General features: G+C 34.6%; 21 protein-coding genes. 7 read left to right on the top strand and 14 right to left on the bottom strand.

The genetic code is table 11. The annotated features are described in order from the left end of the window. Nucleotides 1-355 (top strand): AEC family transporter (locus tag FJR08_RS20935; RefSeq protein WP_174783196.1); only part of this gene is annotated, 355 nt, incomplete at its 5' end. A 65-nt stretch (nt 356-420) separates the two neighbouring features. On the opposite strand, the gene FJR08_RS20940 is transcribed toward FJR08_RS20935, so the two are convergent. Beyond that, a complete protein-coding gene (locus tag FJR08_RS20940; RefSeq protein ID WP_168634436.1) occupies nt 421-942 on the bottom strand; it encodes a phosphoribosyltransferase in 522 nt (173 codons plus the stop codon). 71 nt (nt 943-1013) lie between these two features. Here FJR08_RS20940 and FJR08_RS20945 point away from each other — a divergent pair, with 71 nt between their 5' ends. After that, complete coding sequence (locus tag FJR08_RS20945) at nt 1014-2465, top strand: MFS transporter (protein WP_168634437.1); 1452 nt, start codon at nt 1014-1016, stop codon at nt 2463-2465. A gap of 85 nt (nt 2466-2550) precedes the next feature. Here FJR08_RS20945 and FJR08_RS20950 read toward each other — a convergent pair whose 3' ends face one another. The 10 genes from FJR08_RS20950 to acnB all read right to left on the bottom strand — a co-directional run bounded on the left by FJR08_RS20950 (nt 2551) and on the right by acnB (nt 11385). Then, nucleotides 2551-2952 (bottom strand): endonuclease domain-containing protein, encoded by a 402-nt coding sequence (locus FJR08_RS20950; protein WP_168634438.1) that lies wholly within the window; start codon nt 2950-2952, stop codon nt 2551-2553. Nucleotides 2953-3168: 216 nt separating this feature from the next. Further along, the gene (locus FJR08_RS20955; RefSeq protein ID WP_168634439.1) at nt 3169-4884 is read right to left on the bottom strand and encodes a tetratricopeptide repeat protein; all 1716 of its coding nucleotides are present in this window, start codon (nt 4882-4884) and stop codon (nt 3169-3171) included. Between the two features lie 41 nt (nt 4885-4925). After that, the gene (locus tag FJR08_RS20960) at nt 4926-5267 is read right to left on the bottom strand and encodes a XisI protein (protein ID WP_168634440.1); all 342 of its coding nucleotides are present in this window, start codon (nt 5265-5267) and stop codon (nt 4926-4928) included. A 112-nt stretch (nt 5268-5379) separates the two neighbouring features. After that, nucleotides 5380-5619 carry a type II toxin-antitoxin system HicA family toxin gene (locus FJR08_RS20965; protein ID WP_168634441.1) on the bottom strand — a complete coding sequence of 80 codons (240 nt, stop codon included), beginning with the start codon at nt 5617-5619 and terminating at the stop codon, nt 5380-5382. Then, nucleotides 5612-5878, bottom strand: coding sequence for a type II toxin-antitoxin system HicB family antitoxin (locus FJR08_RS20970; RefSeq protein WP_168634442.1), 267 nt, complete (start codon nt 5876-5878; stop codon nt 5612-5614). Before FJR08_RS20970 ends, FJR08_RS20965 begins: the two co-directional genes overlap by 8 nt. Nucleotides 5879-5888: 10 nt before the next feature. Beyond that, the gene (locus FJR08_RS20975; protein ID WP_168634443.1) at nt 5889-6092 is read right to left on the bottom strand and encodes a type II toxin-antitoxin system Phd/YefM family antitoxin; all 204 of its coding nucleotides are present in this window, start codon (nt 6090-6092) and stop codon (nt 5889-5891) included. Between the two features lie 35 nt (nt 6093-6127). Then, the gene (locus FJR08_RS20980) at nt 6128-6376 is read right to left on the bottom strand and encodes a hypothetical protein (RefSeq protein WP_168634444.1); all 249 of its coding nucleotides are present in this window, start codon (nt 6374-6376) and stop codon (nt 6128-6130) included. Between the two features lie 21 nt (nt 6377-6397). After that, the gene (locus FJR08_RS20985; RefSeq protein ID WP_168634445.1) at nt 6398-7477 is read right to left on the bottom strand and encodes an MAE_28990/MAE_18760 family HEPN-like nuclease; all 1080 of its coding nucleotides are present in this window, start codon (nt 7475-7477) and stop codon (nt 6398-6400) included. Then, a complete protein-coding gene (locus tag FJR08_RS20990) occupies nt 7474-8568 on the bottom strand; it encodes a DUF262 domain-containing protein (RefSeq protein WP_168634446.1) in 1095 nt (364 codons plus the stop codon). Before FJR08_RS20990 ends, FJR08_RS20985 begins: the two co-directional genes overlap by 4 nt. Nucleotides 8569-8754: 186 nt before the next feature. Beyond that, nucleotides 8755-11385, bottom strand: a complete 2631-nt coding sequence (gene acnB, locus FJR08_RS20995) for a bifunctional aconitate hydratase 2/2-methylisocitrate dehydratase (protein WP_168634447.1) — start codon at nt 11383-11385, stop codon at nt 8755-8757. A gap of 207 nt (nt 11386-11592) precedes the next feature. On the opposite strand from acnB, the gene FJR08_RS21000 reads away from it, so the two are divergent. The 4 genes from FJR08_RS21000 (at nt 11593) to FJR08_RS21015 (ending at nt 14126) form a co-directional block, all read left to right on the top strand. After that, nucleotides 11593-12621 carry a DGQHR domain-containing protein gene (locus FJR08_RS21000; protein ID WP_168634448.1) on the top strand — a complete coding sequence of 343 codons (1029 nt, stop codon included), beginning with the start codon at nt 11593-11595 and terminating at the stop codon, nt 12619-12621. A 5-nt stretch (nt 12622-12626) separates the two neighbouring features. Further along, nucleotides 12627-13520 (top strand): hypothetical protein, encoded by an 894-nt coding sequence (locus FJR08_RS21005; protein WP_168634449.1) that lies wholly within the window; start codon nt 12627-12629, stop codon nt 13518-13520. Between the two features lie 134 nt (nt 13521-13654). Beyond that, nucleotides 13655-13867 carry a hypothetical protein gene (locus FJR08_RS21010; RefSeq protein WP_168634450.1) on the top strand — a complete coding sequence of 71 codons (213 nt, stop codon included), beginning with the start codon at nt 13655-13657 and terminating at the stop codon, nt 13865-13867. Beyond that, nucleotides 13854-14126, top strand: coding sequence for a type II toxin-antitoxin system RelE/ParE family toxin (locus tag FJR08_RS21015; protein ID WP_168634451.1), 273 nt, complete (start codon nt 13854-13856; stop codon nt 14124-14126). Before FJR08_RS21010 ends, FJR08_RS21015 begins: the two co-directional genes overlap by 14 nt. Nucleotides 14127-14246: 120 nt before the next feature. On the opposite strand, the gene galE is transcribed toward FJR08_RS21015, so the two are convergent. After that, complete coding sequence (galE, locus tag FJR08_RS21020) at nt 14247-15245, bottom strand: UDP-glucose 4-epimerase GalE (protein WP_168634452.1); 999 nt, start codon at nt 15243-15245, stop codon at nt 14247-14249. 496 nt (nt 15246-15741) lie between these two features. Here galE and FJR08_RS21025 point away from each other — a divergent pair, with 496 nt between their 5' ends. Next, entirely contained in the window at nt 15742-15930 is a 189-nt protein-coding gene (locus tag FJR08_RS21025; RefSeq protein WP_148761195.1) for a CPXCG motif-containing cysteine-rich protein, read from the top strand. Between the two features lie 238 nt (nt 15931-16168). Here FJR08_RS21025 and FJR08_RS24330 read toward each other — a convergent pair whose 3' ends face one another. Both FJR08_RS24330 and FJR08_RS21035 read right to left on the bottom strand, forming a co-directional pair. Beyond that, entirely contained in the window at nt 16169-16618 is a 450-nt protein-coding gene (locus FJR08_RS24330; protein WP_371415571.1) for a CsbD family protein, read from the bottom strand. Between the two features lie 45 nt (nt 16619-16663). Then, nucleotides 16664-16868: BON domain-containing protein (locus FJR08_RS21035; RefSeq protein ID WP_168634453.1), on the bottom strand; the 205-nt coding region annotated here is incomplete at its 5' end.

The following is a 16868-nucleotide window of genomic DNA, read 5'->3' on the forward strand; positions in this document are numbered from 1 at the left end:
TCCAGTGGTATTTTGTTTGGAAAAATTGGCTTGGGGTGCAGTTGCTTTATCTTTGATGTTAATTGGAATGCGACTTTCCCAACTAAAATCTTGGCGGAAATTACCAGAAGCGGGGAGTAGTGTGTTCATTAAAATGCTATTAGTGCCGATGATTTTAGGTAGCACTCTCTCATTTTTTGGTGTTACTGGTAATGCAGCACAGGTGATAGTTTTGCAAATGGGTATGCCTCCAGCTTTGGCTACATTGGTAATAGCAGAAACCTTTGATTTAGATAGAGATTTGGCTGTTACTGCTTTAGCTATGGGGATGATAGTTTTGTTGTTTACTCTTCCTGTTTGGTTATGGTTATTTTAACAAAAAGTGAAAAAGTAGAGACGTTACATGAAATGTCTCTACAAAAATTCTGGATAATATTTGGATTATGTGACTACTAAATTCAGCTTTTTTGCCAGTTCGGAAGGACTAATAGATTCGTAATGTTCAAAAGGTTGATGAATCCAAGGATTATCAGCCAGATAATCAACGTGATAATCAGGAACAACAACTGAACAAGCTTTATACCAAATTACAGCGGTGCGAATTTCTTGAATGGGAAAATCATGATGTTTCTGTAACCAGGGAACTGTTTCTTGAATAGTGAGACCAGAGTCTACTAAATCATCTACTAGCAAAATCCGTGAACCTAAATTTTCACTAGTCATGGTTAATTGACGAGAAATAATTAAATTACTTCTTTTATATGTCCCCGCGCCGCTGTAAGATGAAGTAGATAAAATTGCTAATGGTTGATTGTATATGCGGGAGAGAATATCTCCTACTCGCAGTCCCCCTCTAGCTAAACAGACGATTTGGTTAAATTCCCAACCCGATTGATAAATCTTTACAGCCAGTTGTTCAATTTTGTGGTGATAATCTGACCAAGAAATGTAAAGGTCTGACATAAGAGTAAAATAAGTGTGTTAATAATTGTTAGTTATCTATTGTCAATTGTCAATTAATAAGGGTGTAATTTATGGTTAAGGATAATGGTGATAATAACGATTTTCCTAAGTCGCTAACAAGTGAAAAATTAGATTTTAAAACTAAATTAGCTTATGGTGCGGGAGATTTGGGACCAGCGATTACTGCAAATATTGCTGTATTTTACATGATGGTTTTCTTTACCAATGTGGCAGGAATTCCAGCGGGTTTGGCAGGTAGTATTTTGATGATTGGCAAAATTTGGGATGGTATCAATGATCCTATGGTGGGAATGTTGACTGATAAAACCCAATCCCGGCGCTGGGGTCGTCGTCTACCTTGGCTTTTATATGGGGCAATTCCTTTTGGATTTTTCTTTTTCTTGCAGTGGATTGTCCCCCAATTTACTGCTGACAAAAGTAGTAATATTTGGTGTTTATTTTGGTATTATGTAGTAATTGGCATTGTCTCTCAGGCATTTTACACTGTTGTGAATTTGCCTTATACAGCCATGACTCCTGAGTTAACTCAAGATTACGATGAACGGACTAGTTTGAATAGTTTTCGGTTTACGTTTTCCATTGGTGGCAGTATTTTATCGTTGATTTTATCAAAGATTATTTTCTCACAAATTAGCGATCGCCAACAACAATATTTAGTCTTAGCGGCTGTGTGTACCGTAATTTCGGTTTTATCTTTGTATTGGTGCGTTTATGGAGTGCGCGATCGCATTTTAGCTTTTGAAGCTAAACGGATTTCTTTGCCACAAGAAGCCGAAATTCCCTTTTTTGAACAGCTAAAAATTGTCTTTAGTAATAAACCTTTTCTGTTTGTAATTGCGATATATCTTTTTTCTTGGTTAGGTGTGCAAATCACAGCCAGTATTATTCCCTATTTTGTCGTTAACTGTATGAAACTTAAAGAGGGAGATGTCCCCACAGTCATGATTGCAGTGCAGGGAACGGCTTTATTTATGTTATTTATTTGGAGTTATTTAAGTAAAAAGATTGGCAAAAAAATCGTTTATTTCTTAGGAATGAGTTCCTGGATTATTGCGGCTGCTGGATTATTTTTCTTACAGCCAAATCAAGTTGGTTTAATGTATGTTATGGCTGTAATGGCAGGTATGGGAGTTTCTACAGCTTATCTAATTCCCTGGTCAATGATCCCTGATGTGATTGAATTAGATGAATTGCAAACTGGACAACGACGGGAAGGTATTTTTTATGGTTTCATGGTTTTATTACAAAAATTTGGTTTAGCTTTCGGGTTGTTTTTGGTCGGTAATACCTTACAAGCTTATGGTTTTAAAGAAGCTGTTGCTGGACAAAGTTCTTTACCTGTACAACCTGAATCTGCACTTTTAGCCATTCGTATCGCTGTTGGACCCATACCAACAATTTGTTTAATTGCCGGGTTAGTTTTAGTCTATTTCTATCCCATTACCCGCGAAATGCACGCAGAAATCATGTTAAAACTGCAAGTACAACGGCAGAGGACATAAACGCGAATTTCTCACAAATACTCATAACAAGGAGAGGGGAGTAAATCTTGCTCCCCCTTCCCTCGTAGGGAAGGGGGCTGGGGGGTTAGGTCTTTTCACAACAAGTTTGATAAATTCGCATCAAAACTTGATCAATTTTCTCGGTTATTTCTTCATTTTTAAATCTCAATAAACGCAAACCTCTAGCTGATAAAATTTTGTCTCTTTCTATATCATATTCTATTTGTTGTTCATGAATTTTTCCATCTACTTCTATGACTAAACTAGCAGCATGACAATAAAAATCTACTATAAAACCATCTATAACTTGTTGTCGGCGAAAATGTAAACCATGCAAGCGGTTGGCGCGAAGATGTTCCCACAGAATTTTTTCTGCTGGTGTCATTTGGCGACGCATTTCTTTGGCGCGTTCAAGTTTTATGGATTCTATTTTTTGTCCAATGACTATGTTATGAAGTCCGTCTTTTTTCGGTGGTTGGTTGTTCATTTGTGGGGTGTGTTTTTATATCGTGTTTGACCTCTCCCCCAGCCCCTCTCCTACAAGGAGAGGGGAGTAAGATTTCTCCCCCTTCCCTTGCAGGGAAGGGGGTTGGGGGGTTAGGTCGGTATGGGATGTTGGAGGAATGCGATCGCTCTCCCAAACTATAACCAAACAGAGATCGCACCCCATCGTCGTAAAAGAAGCGATCGCACTCTCAAAACTTTAAAAAGAATCGAAACCAAGATGTTTTTTGACAATTCTAATACTGTTTTGAGTATTAGGGGAGTTGGGATTTAATTGCAGCGCATATTCCAATGTCTGCAACGCTTCTTGATATTTTCCTAGCTTATCGAGTGCTATTCCCTTACCTTGATAACCAATATGATTATTAGGATTTAATCTGATAGCTGCATCAAAGCTTTCTAGGGCTTTTTGGCTGTCGCCAAGCATATCTAAACAAACCCCTTCCAAATAATGAGGCATTTCACCATTTGGCATTAATGGCATTAATGGCATTAATCTTGTTGCTTCAGTAAGTGATAACAAGGCTTCTTGATATCGCCCTAATGTGTATAGTAAATTTCCCTTGTCATAATGAGCCATTGCATAATCTGGATTTAAGAGAATTGCCATATCATAACAAGCTAAACCCTCTTCCCAATTGCCACTATTCCAGAGAGCATGGCCTTTATTGTAATATGTAACGCTATTCTCTCTTTGATTTGAATTTACTTGTACTTTTAAACAATTATCAAAAGCAACTGCCGCCTCTTGATGTCGTTCTAGCGATCCTAATAACATCCCTTGTTCATGATGATAATACCCCAAAAATTCCCGATCTTCTATCTTAATTAAAGATTCCAAAATTCCCAATTTTAATTGAAGGGCTGCCTCAGCCTTTGGAGATAAGCTTAAAGCAATATTGCAAGCATTTAAAGCGTCTATATCTCTTTCTAGTTTTGCTAATATTAAGCCTTTTTTATAGAAAGGGTGAAAAGCATAGTAATCATTAGGATTTAACTCTAATGAATTGTTAAAAGCTTCTAGTGCTTCTTCAAGTTTGCCTTGTTCATAGAGTATGTCTCCTTTTAGTTGATACGCTATAAGTAGACTCTCGCTTTGAGGTGAAGCAAACTGTATCGCAAAATCACAATGTTGTAAGGCTTCATCCAATCTTTTCAAAGAAAAAAGAGTAAATGCTTTAAATCTATGAATTTCAGTAGAAAATGGATTTAACTTTTGAGCTTTTTCCAAATTATCTAACGCCTTGATAAATTGCCCTTGCTTATTTAATTCAAGTCCTTGTTGAATATAAATTTTTGCTTGGGTAGGATCAATAAATACCCTCATAGTTTGTCCCGTAATAACATCTTTCGGTGGTGCTTGTATTCCCCCTGATATTATTGTAGATGATGGTGGTAACCAAACATAACCTTGTATAAAGGGTTTAAAATTTGAAGGTGATCTTACTTCCTGGTAAAGTGATTGAGACAATAAAAATCCAGCTTTAAGAGCATAAACAAAGATAGGTACACGAAAACTAGTTTGAGTATTTTCAGAAGATGCTGAAGAAACTAAGTGACTGTAAGTTGCTCCATAGTCACTATCAGTTAGCAAGTTATTTAAGTCTTGCTTTTCAATTTCCCCAATCAAACCATAGCGAAAAGCTGGGGCTGATTTCAAATGCTCTTGTAAATGTCTTTGTAATTCCGAAATCTGAAAATAGCGATAATTGCCTTCCTCTCTGTTAGCAGGAGTCCAATCTATTGCACTTGCAGATAAGATAGACCACCAATTATCCTCAAAGTCTTGCCTAATTTCTGCATCACATTCAGAGTCAATATTATCTTCAAGCGTCCAATAAATTCCCTTAAAATGCTGAGAAAATACTTCAGCTTGTTCTTTACTTCCACATTCAGCCAAAAAAATGACAGACATTTATTTCTCCTTTTTAATAAATGATATTTCTTTATTTTTGATTAGGCTACAGCAAACTCGGTCAACTTACGAGTTTCTGGATCATGAAAAGCTAAAACAATATCTTCTTTTGGTACACCTTCCCTTAATAACTCAGTTGCTATTCCTTCCTCAGTCCAATCTTCTTCAATGTAAATCTTCTCATTTTTAATACGAATATGGACAGAAATTCCCTTAATTCTTTCCTCAGTTGTCCAACCAACTTGAAACCATAAATATTGATCTCTTTGCTCATCAAAAGCTAAGAGCATTTCTATATTATCAGGAGATGCAGAGGAAAAAAGTTGATGATATTCTGTTAAGATTTTTCTGATTAAAAAACGGTAATTTTCTAACTTATCCATTTGGTAATAATCTCCTTGTCTGTATCTACAATGATTAATTTAAGTTGGTTTTCATCCTAATCTCCCTCCCCTCATCCTCAAAAACAACAATTTGATCAAAAATATCCTTGATTTACTTTAACAAACTTTCAATTTCCTCATCTGTAAAACCAAACTGCCGAAAAATCCGTAAAACATAACCAGGAGACATTTCTCTAGCACCCATATCTATAGGAACTACTCTCCTTTTTCCTTCAACTTCACGAGTATATAAACAATGATCACCTTTTCCCTCTCTATGAAATGTACAACCTGCTTTTTCTAATAACTTAATTAATTCTTTGGGTTTTAAAGAAGGTATATTTTTAGGCATAAACCTTCCTCAATTCATAGATTTCTGATTGTTTTTCTTTTTCCTCAACTAACAAAAATTCATGTAATTCATCTATAGAAATAGGAGATTTATAAATATTATCTTCTGATTGATAAACATCTTCAAAAGATTCTATTGCTGCCTTTAATTTATTAACTGCATCTTCTTGAGTATCTCCCTGTCCAACAATCCCATTTTCTAAACACAAACCCACCCAATAACCGGAACTTTGTCTGAGAACAACTGTGTAAAAGTTCATTTTTGTTTACCTATGGATTATGTATAAGCATTTTCTTAACATCAGCTAAAGATACGGAAAGACTATCTTTCTCTTCTTCCTTAGCATCCCGTAAATCTCTTAAATCTTCCAAATCTTCTAACAATTCCGTAATCTTCAAAAATTCCTCATAAGGTAAAACTGCAAATTGTTTTTGACCATTTTTTGTTAAAAACTCAGAATTTAATTCTATCATTTTTGCACCTCTTTATATTCATAAGATTTTCTCCACTAATCATCTGCTAAAGTTTCCAACTCATCAGAAATTAAATTTTGCCAATCTTCATCACAATGGGAATGCAAATGAATAGAAGCTACCAGCAATTCTGAGAGAATTTTACCCTTTTGGCGATCGCTTAATTCAGAAAGTTGTAATTGATTAATCAGAGAAATCACATTCTGGCATTCTTCCTGTAATTCCATTAGTAACTGATTAAGCGTTGAGTTTTCACTGCTAATTTTTTGTTTCGCGAGTTTCATTAATAGTTTCACGATAATTAACTAATTTATCCATTGTACAATTTCCTCTTTTTCTGTATTAATAATAACCAAAGCAAGTTGATTTAATTGAACTACAGTTTTAATTGATTTCCTTTGAAAAAAAGTCTCATAAATTTCATCTTTTACAGCTAAATAAATTTCTTGGGATTCATTTTGAGATAGTTGAATCAAATTACGATATAAAATATATTGTCCTAAAGCATTCTGAAAATCTTTGATGAGTGAAGAACTGATAAAACTTGTGATCTCAACAATAATTTTACGTTGTTTTTGGTTTTCTGAAATTATCTTTTCTATAGCTAAATCTGGATAAAGTTCAACGTCTTCATATTCCAGAGGACAAGTATCTATTGTAATTGTCCAACCGTCTTTAATTAAAGCATTTTTAACCGGATTCTTTTTTAAATATTTTTCATTAGATAGATAACTCTCTATATTTTCTAATGTTCCCCTTAAATAACAAATAACTCTTTTTTGAATTTCCAATAGCTCATCAGAAGTAGCATCTCTACCAACTTTCTCAAAAGACTTAAAACCATGTGTTAAGTCTTTTCTATGATCTTTAATTCGTTGTAAATCCTTACCATTTCCAGTTTTTCTAGCATTAGTCTTATATGAAAATCCATACATTTCGGCTATATCTTTGATTCTTTGTCCATCAATATTTCCTGAAAATAATCTATCTCTATTAAAAGTAGCTGATATGATATCAACCGAAATATTTTGAACTGTAACTAAAATATCTTTAGTAGATTTATTATCTTTATCTTTTAGATTATCAATAACAATCTTTTTAATTTCGTCTCTTACATCATCGAAAGAAATATTTTTAGTTTTTAATTCATCAAATATTGTTTCAATTGCATTACGCATTGTAGATTCAACTAGATTATATAGTAACAAAAATCCTGTTGCTTTAAGAGTTTTTTCTAAATCATTGTTTATCGGTTTGATTTTTGTATTGTTTGTATTACCCATACTTAATTGAATTGAACCTTGCTCTAAATTTTTCAATAATATAAAATATCGTCTTACTTCTTGAGCGCGTTTATCAAAATCTTCAAATAATGTACTTCTCATGAATTACCTAAAAGCTGATCACGAACATAATAAATACGATTAATTACTTTGTTTTTAGAACTACTCGCATTAGAATTGGTATAATCTTTAAATTCTTTAGAGTTTAAAAACTCAATTGAATTGGGAACTATATCTGGATTTATTCTTAACGCTAAAGCAATACCTACAGTAATTGATTCAAACTTAATTCTAGTTGTAGGTTCATAGGATTTTTTTATTTTGATATAGGTATGTAAAGCATCAGAAAAATACTTTTGAACAAAATTTAACATTAAATAAAATTCATTTTTAGCTGCATTAATATCTAATGTTTCAGACTTATTCTCTTGCTCTAAATAATCATCCAAAAATTTATGAATATCACTTTTCCCAGGATAATTTTCATAATTATTCAGAAATGCAAAAAACCGGAGAACAAATTCTTGGGGATCTCTCTTATTTATCTGAGTTGGAGTAAAAGAACATAAATCTCGAAATTGTTGATATTTTGATAACTCTTCGATTATATCCAAAAACTTTCCTGGTCGAGATCCTCTGCGTTTCTCCATTTCATTCAATTGAACACTACCAGTATTAAGTCTCTCAAAAATATCCCTTCTAATTTCTTCACCTGAATGTTCGGTTAATTGAATCATTCTCATGGTAGTTCTGTTAAAACGTCTTTGACGTGGTAGCGGTAAATCTTGAAAAGTAAACCCATTGAGGCTTTCTAATTTATTTAGATTTTGTAATCTAAGCTCATTGTTAATGAACTTAGCTAAAGTCCGAATACGTTGTGTACCATCTATAATTTCTAATCGTGCTAAATCTTCTGTACTTGATATATCCGCAACAAAAATATAAGGGATTGGTAAACCTAACATCACAGATTCAATGAATTTTGATTGTCTATCTTCATCCCAAGCTATTTCTCGTTGATAATCTGGAATAAACAATTCATTTTCATCTTCCTTCTCCCCATCTAAATATTTTTGCACAATTACTTCGATAGGATATTCTAAGGTGTTGTAGTCAACACGCTTTGTTTTGTCACGAATTTCCGCTTCAGCATTTTCTTTGCGTTGATCTGTAATTTCTAGTTGATTTACCATAGTTGACAATCTTTTTCGTTAACGTTTAAAATTAGAGATTTGTTGATTAAATGAGTTAGTATAACTACATTTTATCACTTTATCACTGAAATAGCTTAATTTAGATAGAGTAAAAAATCTTAACAATTAGATTAAATATAAACTTCTTAAAATCAAGGTGAGTCATCAAGACTCACCCCAATTACATTATACCAACAAAGCCTGTTCCTCCTTACTAATCACCCTCCCCTCATTCTCAAAACCAACAATTTGATCAAAGTTCAAATAGCGATACAAATCATCAGCAAAAGGATGAATTCTTTCAGCGACAATATCCAAATATTCCTGCACATTAGGAAGCCTTCCCAATAATGCACAAACCGCTGCTAATTCCGCCGAACCTAAATACACTTGAGCGCCTTTACCCATGCGATTATTGAAGTTACGAGTCGAGGTAGAAAACACCGTTGTATTATCATCAACTCGCGCCTGATTTCCCATACATAAACTGCATCCTGGTATCTCAGTTCTCGCCTTTGCAGCCACGAAAACATCATACACACCTTCCGCCTTTAATTGGTGTTCATCCATTCTTGTAGGAGGTGCAATCCACAACCGCGCTTTTACATCTCCTGCACCTTCTAAAACCTTCGCAGTTGCTCGATAATGGCCGATATTTGTCATACAAGAACCCACAAAAACTTCTTGTACAGGATCATTGGCAACTGCCGATAATAACTTAACATTATCTGGGTCATTGGGAGCAGCAACAATTGGTTCTGTGATTTGGCTTAAATCAATTTCAATTATTTCTGCATATTCGGCATCAGCGTCAGCAGATAATAATACTGGATGATCTAACCATTCTTGCATTTTTGCCACCCGGCGCATAATAGTTCTGGCATCACTATAACCCCGGGCTACCATATTAGTTAAAAGGGCAATATTGGAACGTAAATATTCCGCAATTGTTTCTTCGCTTAATTTAATTGTACAACCAGCACAAGAACGTTCTGCGGAAGCGTCAGTTAATTCAAAAGCTTGTTCAACTTTCAAATTTGGTAAACCTTCAATTTCCAAAATCTTGCCAGAGAAAACATTTTTCTTGTTCTGCTTCTCGACAGTTAACAAACCTTTTTGCATAGCCACATAAGGAATGGCATTGACAACATCCCTTAAAGTAATTCCTGGTTGTAATTCTCCTGTAAATCTGACCAAAACTGATTCTGGCATATCCAAAGGCATGACACCCAAAGCACCAGCAAACGCTACTAAACCCGAACCCGCAGGAAAGGATATACCCAAGGGGAAGCGAGTATGGGAATCTCCTCCTGTTCCTACGGTGTCGGGTAATAACATCCGGTTTAGCCAAGAATGAATGATACCATCACCAGGACGCAACGCCACACCACCACGGGAGGAGATAAAGTCGGGTAATTCTTGGTGGGTTTTAATATCCACAGGTTTGGGATATGCGGCTGTATGACAGAAACTTTGCATTACTAAGTCTGCACTGAAACCTAAACAAGCGAGTTCTTTCAATTCGTCTCTGGTCATTGGGCCTGTAGTGTCCTGAGAACCCACTGTAGTCATGATTGGTTCGCAAGATGTCCCCGGACGTACTCCAGGCAAACCAGCGGCTTTCCCGACCATTTTCTGCGCCAATGTGTAGCCTTTGCCGGTGTCCACTGGGGCTTGGGGACGGATAAATAATGTGCTGGGCGCTAAACCCAATGCTAGACGGGTTTTATCGGTGAGGGTACGCCCAATTAGGAGGGGAATGCGTCCACCTGCGCGAACTTCGTCTAAAATGGTGTCAGGTTTGAGGCTGAAGGTGGAAATTACTTCTCCTGCGGCGTTGAGAACAGTTCCTTTGTAGGGATAAATGGTAATTACGTCACCGGTTGCCATTTTGCTGACATCGCATTGAATGGGTAATGCACCGGCATCTTCGGCTGTGTTAAAAAAGATGGGAGCGATCGCACTTCCTAAAATATAACCTCCCGCCCGTTTGTTTGGCACAAAGGGAATATCATTGCCCAAATGCCATAATACAGAATTGATTGCAGACTTGCGAGAAGAACCTGTACCCACGACATCACCAACGTAAGCAACGGGAAATCCTTTTTTCTTCAACTCTGCAATGGTTTCTAAACTTCCTGGTTGACGAGTTTCTAACATCGCCAAAGCGTGTAAAGGAATATCTGGTCTGGTTGTAGCGTGGGTTGCCGGTGATAAGTCGTCGGTGTTGGTTTCTCCGGGAACTTTGAAAACCGTAACAGTGATAAATTCTGGTAATGTGGGACGCAACGTAAACCATTCTGCTTCTGCCCAGGAGTTTACCACCTGTTTGGCGTAGGGGTTGGTTTTGGACAATTCCAAAACATCATGGAAAGCATCATACACCAACATAATTTTGCTGAGGGCGTTGGCTGCATAAGCGGCGATTTGTTCTCTTCCTTCTCCTCCCATGACCAAGGGTGTTTCTGAAGATTCTGATACATAACTGCTAGAAACTTGGAGTAAATCAATTAAGGATTGAACATTGTAACCACCAATCATAGTTCCTAGTAATTCTACTGCGTCTACTGGAGAAACTAAAGGACTGGTAATTTCTCCTTTTGCAATCGCAGTCAGAAATCCAGCTTTTACATAAGCAGCTTGATCTACTCCAGGGGGAATGCGATCGCGTAATAAATTTAATAATAACTCTTCTTCGCCTGTCGGGGGATTTTTCAGTAATTCACACAATGCTGATGTTTGTTGTGCGTCTAATGGTAAGGGAGGAATACCCAGTTGAGCGCGTTCGGCAACCTGTTGACGATATTCTTGTAGCATGGTTTAGATTGTGATCCTGTAATGTCTTGCTTTCTTTATTTTATTGTAAGGGAATTGTTACAGGAGTTACTGGTAAACGAATTTGTCAGAAATAGACAATTTCTAGATTATAATTTGGAATAGAATCTTTATTCTAAGTAAGTTATTAAAAACTTATGTTATAATGGCGTTTAGGTTAACAGTTAACAATCAAACCTTTGATTATTTATGAGTATTCAAATTCCCACACTTCAAGTAATTCAAAACAAGATAACCATGCTTGTGTTTGTAACTACTGTTAAGATGATTTATGAACGTTTCGATGTTTCTCGGAGGATTGATGATAAAAAATTAGGATATCAAAGATCATTTTCTAAAAACAGAATCAAAGAAATTAAAAATTATATTAATCAAGGACAGGGTATTATACCCAATTCTATTCTTGTCAATATTGATGAAGGCAAATTTGACTATCAAGAAAATAATAATTTACTCATTTTAGATGAAACAGACTCTCTAGGTCTAATTATAGATGGACAGCATAGAGTCAACGGTTGTTATGATGCAAACCCTGATTTTAAATTAATGGTAATTGCTACTTTGGGATTATCTGTTAAGGATCAAGCAAGACTTTTTGTAACAATTAATAAAACTCAAAAAGGTGTTCCTGCCTCTCTTTATTTAGATTTAATGAATTTGTTAGAAGGAGATATTGAAGATTTTGATGGAGAAGGAGTTAGTGCTGAAAGACGTGCCAGAGAAATTGCTATTAGATTAAATGAAACCGATGAAAGTCCTTTATATGAATTAATTAGAACTACTGGAGAATCAGGTTTTGGCATATCTTTAAATGAATTTGTCAATCAAATTAGAGATTATGTAGAACCCAAAACAGGAAAACTTGCTAATTATGGTTTTGAACAGCAATATAAAGTTTTTGAAATATATTTCCGTGCTGTTAAAGCTGTATTTTTAGAACAATGGGAAGATCCAAAATCTTATGTTTTGAAAACCGTGGGTTTTGGTGGACTCATGCAAGCATTTTATGAGATTTTTAATTTGGTTATACAAAAATATCAATTGTTTAATACCGAAAATACAATTAAAGTGCTGGAACTAATTCAAGACTTTAAATTTGATAGAGATAACTTACCAAGTGGTGGTGGTTTTAAAGCACAAGAAAAAGCTGGTGAAAAAATAGTGAGTAAGTTAAAAAATGCAGTTCGGGAAGATTTTATGGTTATGATTGGAGATTAAAAAAGGTGTCATTAACATTTGAGGAAATTGCTATTGCTTTTAGTAATTGTAATAGTGATGCTAAAAGTTCTTTTAAAGATTATTTAATTAACTTATATAAATCAAAAACAGATTATGAAAACGGATTTATTATTTCTAATGTAAACAATTATATATTAAGTGATATTGAAAAACTTTTATCTAAAGCAATTTTAAATATTTGTGCTGCTGATAATCTGATTAAACAAGGATATTTTAGTTGGGGTTTTGTGACTTCATATTATGCTAATTTTTTCTTAATACAAGGTTTAAATAGAACACAACTTAATTTTACAACTTGGGTATCACGTTCTATAGATTGTGTAGAAAAAGATTATCAAAAAAAGAATATTCATATCATAGGTATTTCTAACTCATCAGATGAACATCAAAGACAGTTCAAACGGTTTTTTGAAAATTTTAGTCATTTCAGAAATCGTAAAGGAATTGATAGGTATTGGAATATCGGAATTAAATCCTTTGAATTAGGAAATGAATCAGAAAGAAGAAATAAAATTAATTATGAAATTTGTAGTGATGCTTTTTATGAATTAGATTTAGATAATATAGAGTTTAAGAAAATCATTAAAGATAATTCATATTCTCCTTTTACTGAATATAAAGAAAATTCACAAAAGTATGATAATTATTCGCGTCGTAATTTAAAATTAGCCATAGCAAGATTAAGAATGCTAACCTACACATTAAATTTTATTGCTGTGAGAAATTTAGAGTATCAGAGTTATTATCAAAGGAATATGAAAAATAGACTAACAGCTATTAATCAAAAATATCCTGATGTCAGTGTATGGATTAAAGAACTTTTTCAACAATGGTTAATTTTTGATTCAGAAATAGTAGATAATGATGATGTATTTTAAGCTATCGCTCACTATTCCAGTATTAAAAAATAACTCAATCCTATAAATCCTGTAAATCCTCAAATCCTCAAATCCTGGACATCCTGATTCAGACAATATGCTATAATCTACCTAATGATTTAGGAGTAAAATCAATGCTACAAATCAATAAGAATTACGTTTTAGATCAAAATCAAAAACCAATCGCTGTACAAATTCCTATTACTGAATTTGAACAAATAGAAGAAATATTAGAAAATTATGGATTAGCAAAACTGATGGAAGAAGTAGAAACTGATGAAATTTTATCTAAAAACGAAGCTTTAAAATATTTAGAATTACTGAAAAATAACAATGTGGAAAGTTGAATATACAAAGAAATTTTTAAAAGAATTAGCATCTTTACCTAAAGAGATTCAGCCTCGGATTGAAGCGATTGTTTTTAATGAATTAGAAATAGAAAATCCTTTTGAGTTAGGCTATCTTGGTAAAATGAAAGGTTACAAAGATAAATATAAAATTAGAGTAGGAGATTATAGAATAGGTTTAACTCTTGATCAAGAAACTCAAACTATTTTATGTCAAAGAGTTGCACATCGTAGCGAAATATATAAAATTTTTCCTTGATTATTCCCTCAACCAAAAGTTGAATCAACAAGAGCGGAAGATCCCCGATTTCTCCTTTAATGATGTCAATAAGTGATGAATAAATCGTAGAAATCGGGGAGCTAATACTTACACTAAAAGTTATTTATGCCTTGTTTGATGCCATTGCCAAGCGTGAGAAACGATATCTTTAATACCTGGATATTGAGGTTGCCAATTCAAGATTTTTCTGGCTTTTTCACTTGTACCAATTAAAGCTGGAGGATCTCCAATCCGGCGATCGCATTCCTGCACTGATATTACCATACCTGTGACATCTTCCGCCGCAGCAATCACTTCTCGAACTGAAAAACCGTTACCATTTCCTAAGTTAAAAACTTCGCTTTCACCACCATTTAATAAATATTCTAACCCCAAAATATGGGCATCTGCTAAATCATTTACATGAATATAATCCCGAATACAAGTACCATCAGGAGTAGGATAATCAGTTCCGAAAATACTAATAGCTTCTCGTTTACCTAATGCTGTTTGTAATACTAAAGGGATTAAATGGGTTTCGGGATGATGATCTTCTCCTAATAATCCTTGGGGGTTAGCACCAGCAGCATTAAAATAGCGGAAACGCACTGATTTAAAATTGTATGCCACATCAAAATCAGTTAATATCCTTTCTACCATTAATTTAGTTGCCCCATAGGGATTAATGGGATTTTGGGGATGATCTTCTGTAATCGGAATAAAATTCGGTACACCATAGGTGGCACAGGTAGAAGAAAAGACAAAATTCTTAATAGAAGCTGCTAACATTGATTCTAATAGTGTCAGCGTTCCTAAAACATTGTTACGGTAATATTTAGCCGGATCTGTTACAGATTCACCTACATAAGCATAGGCGGAAAAGTGCATAACTGCGGCAAAATTACGACTCTGAAAAAGATTATCTAATAAAAGGCGATCGCTTGTATCCCCTTCGATCAATTCTACCCGCAAAACCTGTTCTACCAAATCCCGATGTCCATACACCAAGTTATCAAGAATTACCACCTCATAACCGGCTTGCTTGAGGGCTAACACCGTATGAGAACCAATATATCCTGCTCCCCCCGTTACCAAAATACTAGGCTTTTCCGCTGACATAGTTTCTCCTTGATGGTTCTTTGATTATAGGACTTACGCAAGTGTCACACTAAAAATCTGTTGTAGGGTGCGTCAGATATACTCAAAACGGCTTGATTGTTTGATTCTAAACGTAGGGGTTTAGCACTGCTAAACCCCTACACATCTGGGTTCTTTGTCATTTGGCAAAAGTTTAAATCTCACCCGTGTTTAGTATATCAACAATCTGTTTATTTGCAGGATTTATGCAGTCGGACGCACCCTACCAATGTGCCAGTTGCGTAAGTCCTGTATGAATCTAATTTAGCCTAATATTATTTCCTTTTAAAGATAAAATTTATTCTTTGTTGTCCAGAAGTTGCATGAGTAGAGATTCTCCACGCTATAAAATTTATTTAGCACACCTTTATATAAAATTGGTATAATTTTAATGATTATAGAAAATAGCCAATTGACAATTTCATCATTTAATATTAAAGTGTGGGAAAATAAATAAATTATTAAATAGATATAGAAAATGCAAAATACATCAGAGTTTTATTGTGCTTATTGTGGAGAAGTAAACGTAACTTTTATTGATTTCAGTGCCGGAATGCAACAAAACTATATAGAAGATTGTCAAGTTTGTTGCCGTCCTAATATTTTGTATATCAGGATTGATGAAGACACACTAGATATTGAAATAGATACCGAATATGATGGTTAAATAATTCGGAACAGCCTCATAAAAAAACGGAAGAAGAGAGAGGATAAAAGCTAAACCTTGTGGAGTTGATTGTACCTGCACAAATATCTGATCGGCGGATAAATTCCAAAAAGTGGATAATTGTGAATTCATTAATTAGTGTTAGAAATAATTGTAGTTCTGGTTAAGCTACAGCTACCAAATCCCAAAAATGTTGGGTTTCCTTGCGTCAACCCAACCTACAAATTTTAATTAATGACTACTTAAAAGTATTGCGAAGTTCTTCTTTCATTTTATTTGCTGGGTTACGAGATTCACTTTTTATGTCATCAGTTTTTCCACTAGGTAGATAATTAGGGTTGACAATACTATTGTCTATGGCTTTTTCAGTTTTAGCTTCAATCTTTTTGGTTGCTCTTGAGTTGGGTTGCCACTTCGTATCTTTTATATCTTCGACTGCATTACGAACTTTACTTTCAGCTTGCTTGGCTTTACCCATAAATTGGTCTTTTTTATTTCCTGTGACCTTACCGAAAGTTTCTTGAACTTTACCTTCAATATTTTTAGTTGTGGCTTCGACTCGATTCATAGTTGTGGCCATTTGAGTCTGAGCGAGACTAACCTCAGATGTAAAAGCTGTGAAAATTCCCAGAAATAGAACTAAACTAATGACGAGAAAAAACTTGCGAAATTGTGAAAATAGATTCATGGAATTTTCCTCATTTATAGGTTGTTAATTAATAAATGTCATCGGTTATAGTTTTGGACTTGGTACGGCTGGAACAATTTTGACTACAACTTTGACGCTTCTTACACCCTTGATTTCTTTAGCAAGAGAATTAATTTTATTTAGTTGTTCTTGATTCTGGACATTTCCAACTACAACAATTGCTCCATCTTTAGCAGCCACAGTTAATTGACTAGACGGAATATTAGCTTCCAACTTAGAACGAACCTCA

The organism is Dolichospermum sp. UHCC 0260, assembly GCF_009711985.1.
In the GTDB taxonomy this organism is placed as follows: domain Bacteria; phylum Cyanobacteriota; class Cyanobacteriia; order Cyanobacteriales; family Nostocaceae; genus Dolichospermum; species Dolichospermum lemmermannii.

What these genes read in the sequence shown, in the direction of transcription:
- FJR08_RS20970 (WP_168634442.1), bottom strand. Translation starts at nt 5,878, where the DNA reads ATGAACTTTTACACAGTTGTTCTCAGACAAAGTTCCGGTTATTGGGTG.
- FJR08_RS21015 (WP_168634451.1), top strand. Translation starts at nt 13,854, where the DNA reads ATGTGGAAAGTTGAATATACAAAGAAATTTTTAAAAGAATTAGCATCT.
- FJR08_RS24330 (WP_371415571.1), bottom strand. Translation starts at nt 16,618, where the DNA reads ATGAATCTATTTTCACAATTTCGCAAGTTTTTTCTCGTCATTAGTTTA.
- FJR08_RS21000 (WP_168634448.1), top strand. Translation starts at nt 11,593, where the DNA reads ATGAGTATTCAAATTCCCACACTTCAAGTAATTCAAAACAAGATAACC.
- FJR08_RS20965 (WP_168634441.1), bottom strand. Translation starts at nt 5,619, where the DNA reads ATGCCTAAAAATATACCTTCTTTAAAACCCAAAGAATTAATTAAGTTA.
- FJR08_RS20980 (WP_168634444.1), bottom strand. Translation starts at nt 6,376, where the DNA reads ATGAAACTCGCGAAACAAAAAATTAGCAGTGAAAACTCAACGCTTAAT.
- FJR08_RS20975 (WP_168634443.1), bottom strand. Translation starts at nt 6,092, where the DNA reads ATGATAGAATTAAATTCTGAGTTTTTAACAAAAAATGGTCAAAAACAA.
- FJR08_RS20985 (WP_168634445.1), bottom strand. Translation starts at nt 7,477, where the DNA reads ATGAGAAGTACATTATTTGAAGATTTTGATAAACGCGCTCAAGAAGTA.
- FJR08_RS20990 (WP_168634446.1), bottom strand. Translation starts at nt 8,568, where the DNA reads ATGGTAAATCAACTAGAAATTACAGATCAACGCAAAGAAAATGCTGAA.
- FJR08_RS20940 (WP_168634436.1), bottom strand. Translation starts at nt 942, where the DNA reads ATGTCAGACCTTTACATTTCTTGGTCAGATTATCACCACAAAATTGAA.
- FJR08_RS20960 (WP_168634440.1), bottom strand. Translation starts at nt 5,267, where the DNA reads ATGGATAAGTTAGAAAATTACCGTTTTTTAATCAGAAAAATCTTAACA.
- FJR08_RS20945 (WP_168634437.1), top strand. Translation starts at nt 1,014, where the DNA reads ATGGTTAAGGATAATGGTGATAATAACGATTTTCCTAAGTCGCTAACA.
- FJR08_RS21025 (WP_148761195.1), top strand. Translation starts at nt 15,742, where the DNA reads ATGCAAAATACATCAGAGTTTTATTGTGCTTATTGTGGAGAAGTAAAC.
- FJR08_RS20955 (WP_168634439.1), bottom strand. Translation starts at nt 4,884, where the DNA reads ATGTCTGTCATTTTTTTGGCTGAATGTGGAAGTAAAGAACAAGCTGAA.
- FJR08_RS20950 (WP_168634438.1), bottom strand. Translation starts at nt 2,952, where the DNA reads ATGAACAACCAACCACCGAAAAAAGACGGACTTCATAACATAGTCATT.
- acnB (WP_168634447.1), bottom strand. Translation starts at nt 11,385, where the DNA reads ATGCTACAAGAATATCGTCAACAGGTTGCCGAACGCGCTCAACTGGGT.
- FJR08_RS21010 (WP_168634450.1), top strand. Translation starts at nt 13,655, where the DNA reads ATGCTACAAATCAATAAGAATTACGTTTTAGATCAAAATCAAAAACCA.
- galE (WP_168634452.1), bottom strand. Translation starts at nt 15,245, where the DNA reads ATGTCAGCGGAAAAGCCTAGTATTTTGGTAACGGGGGGAGCAGGATAT.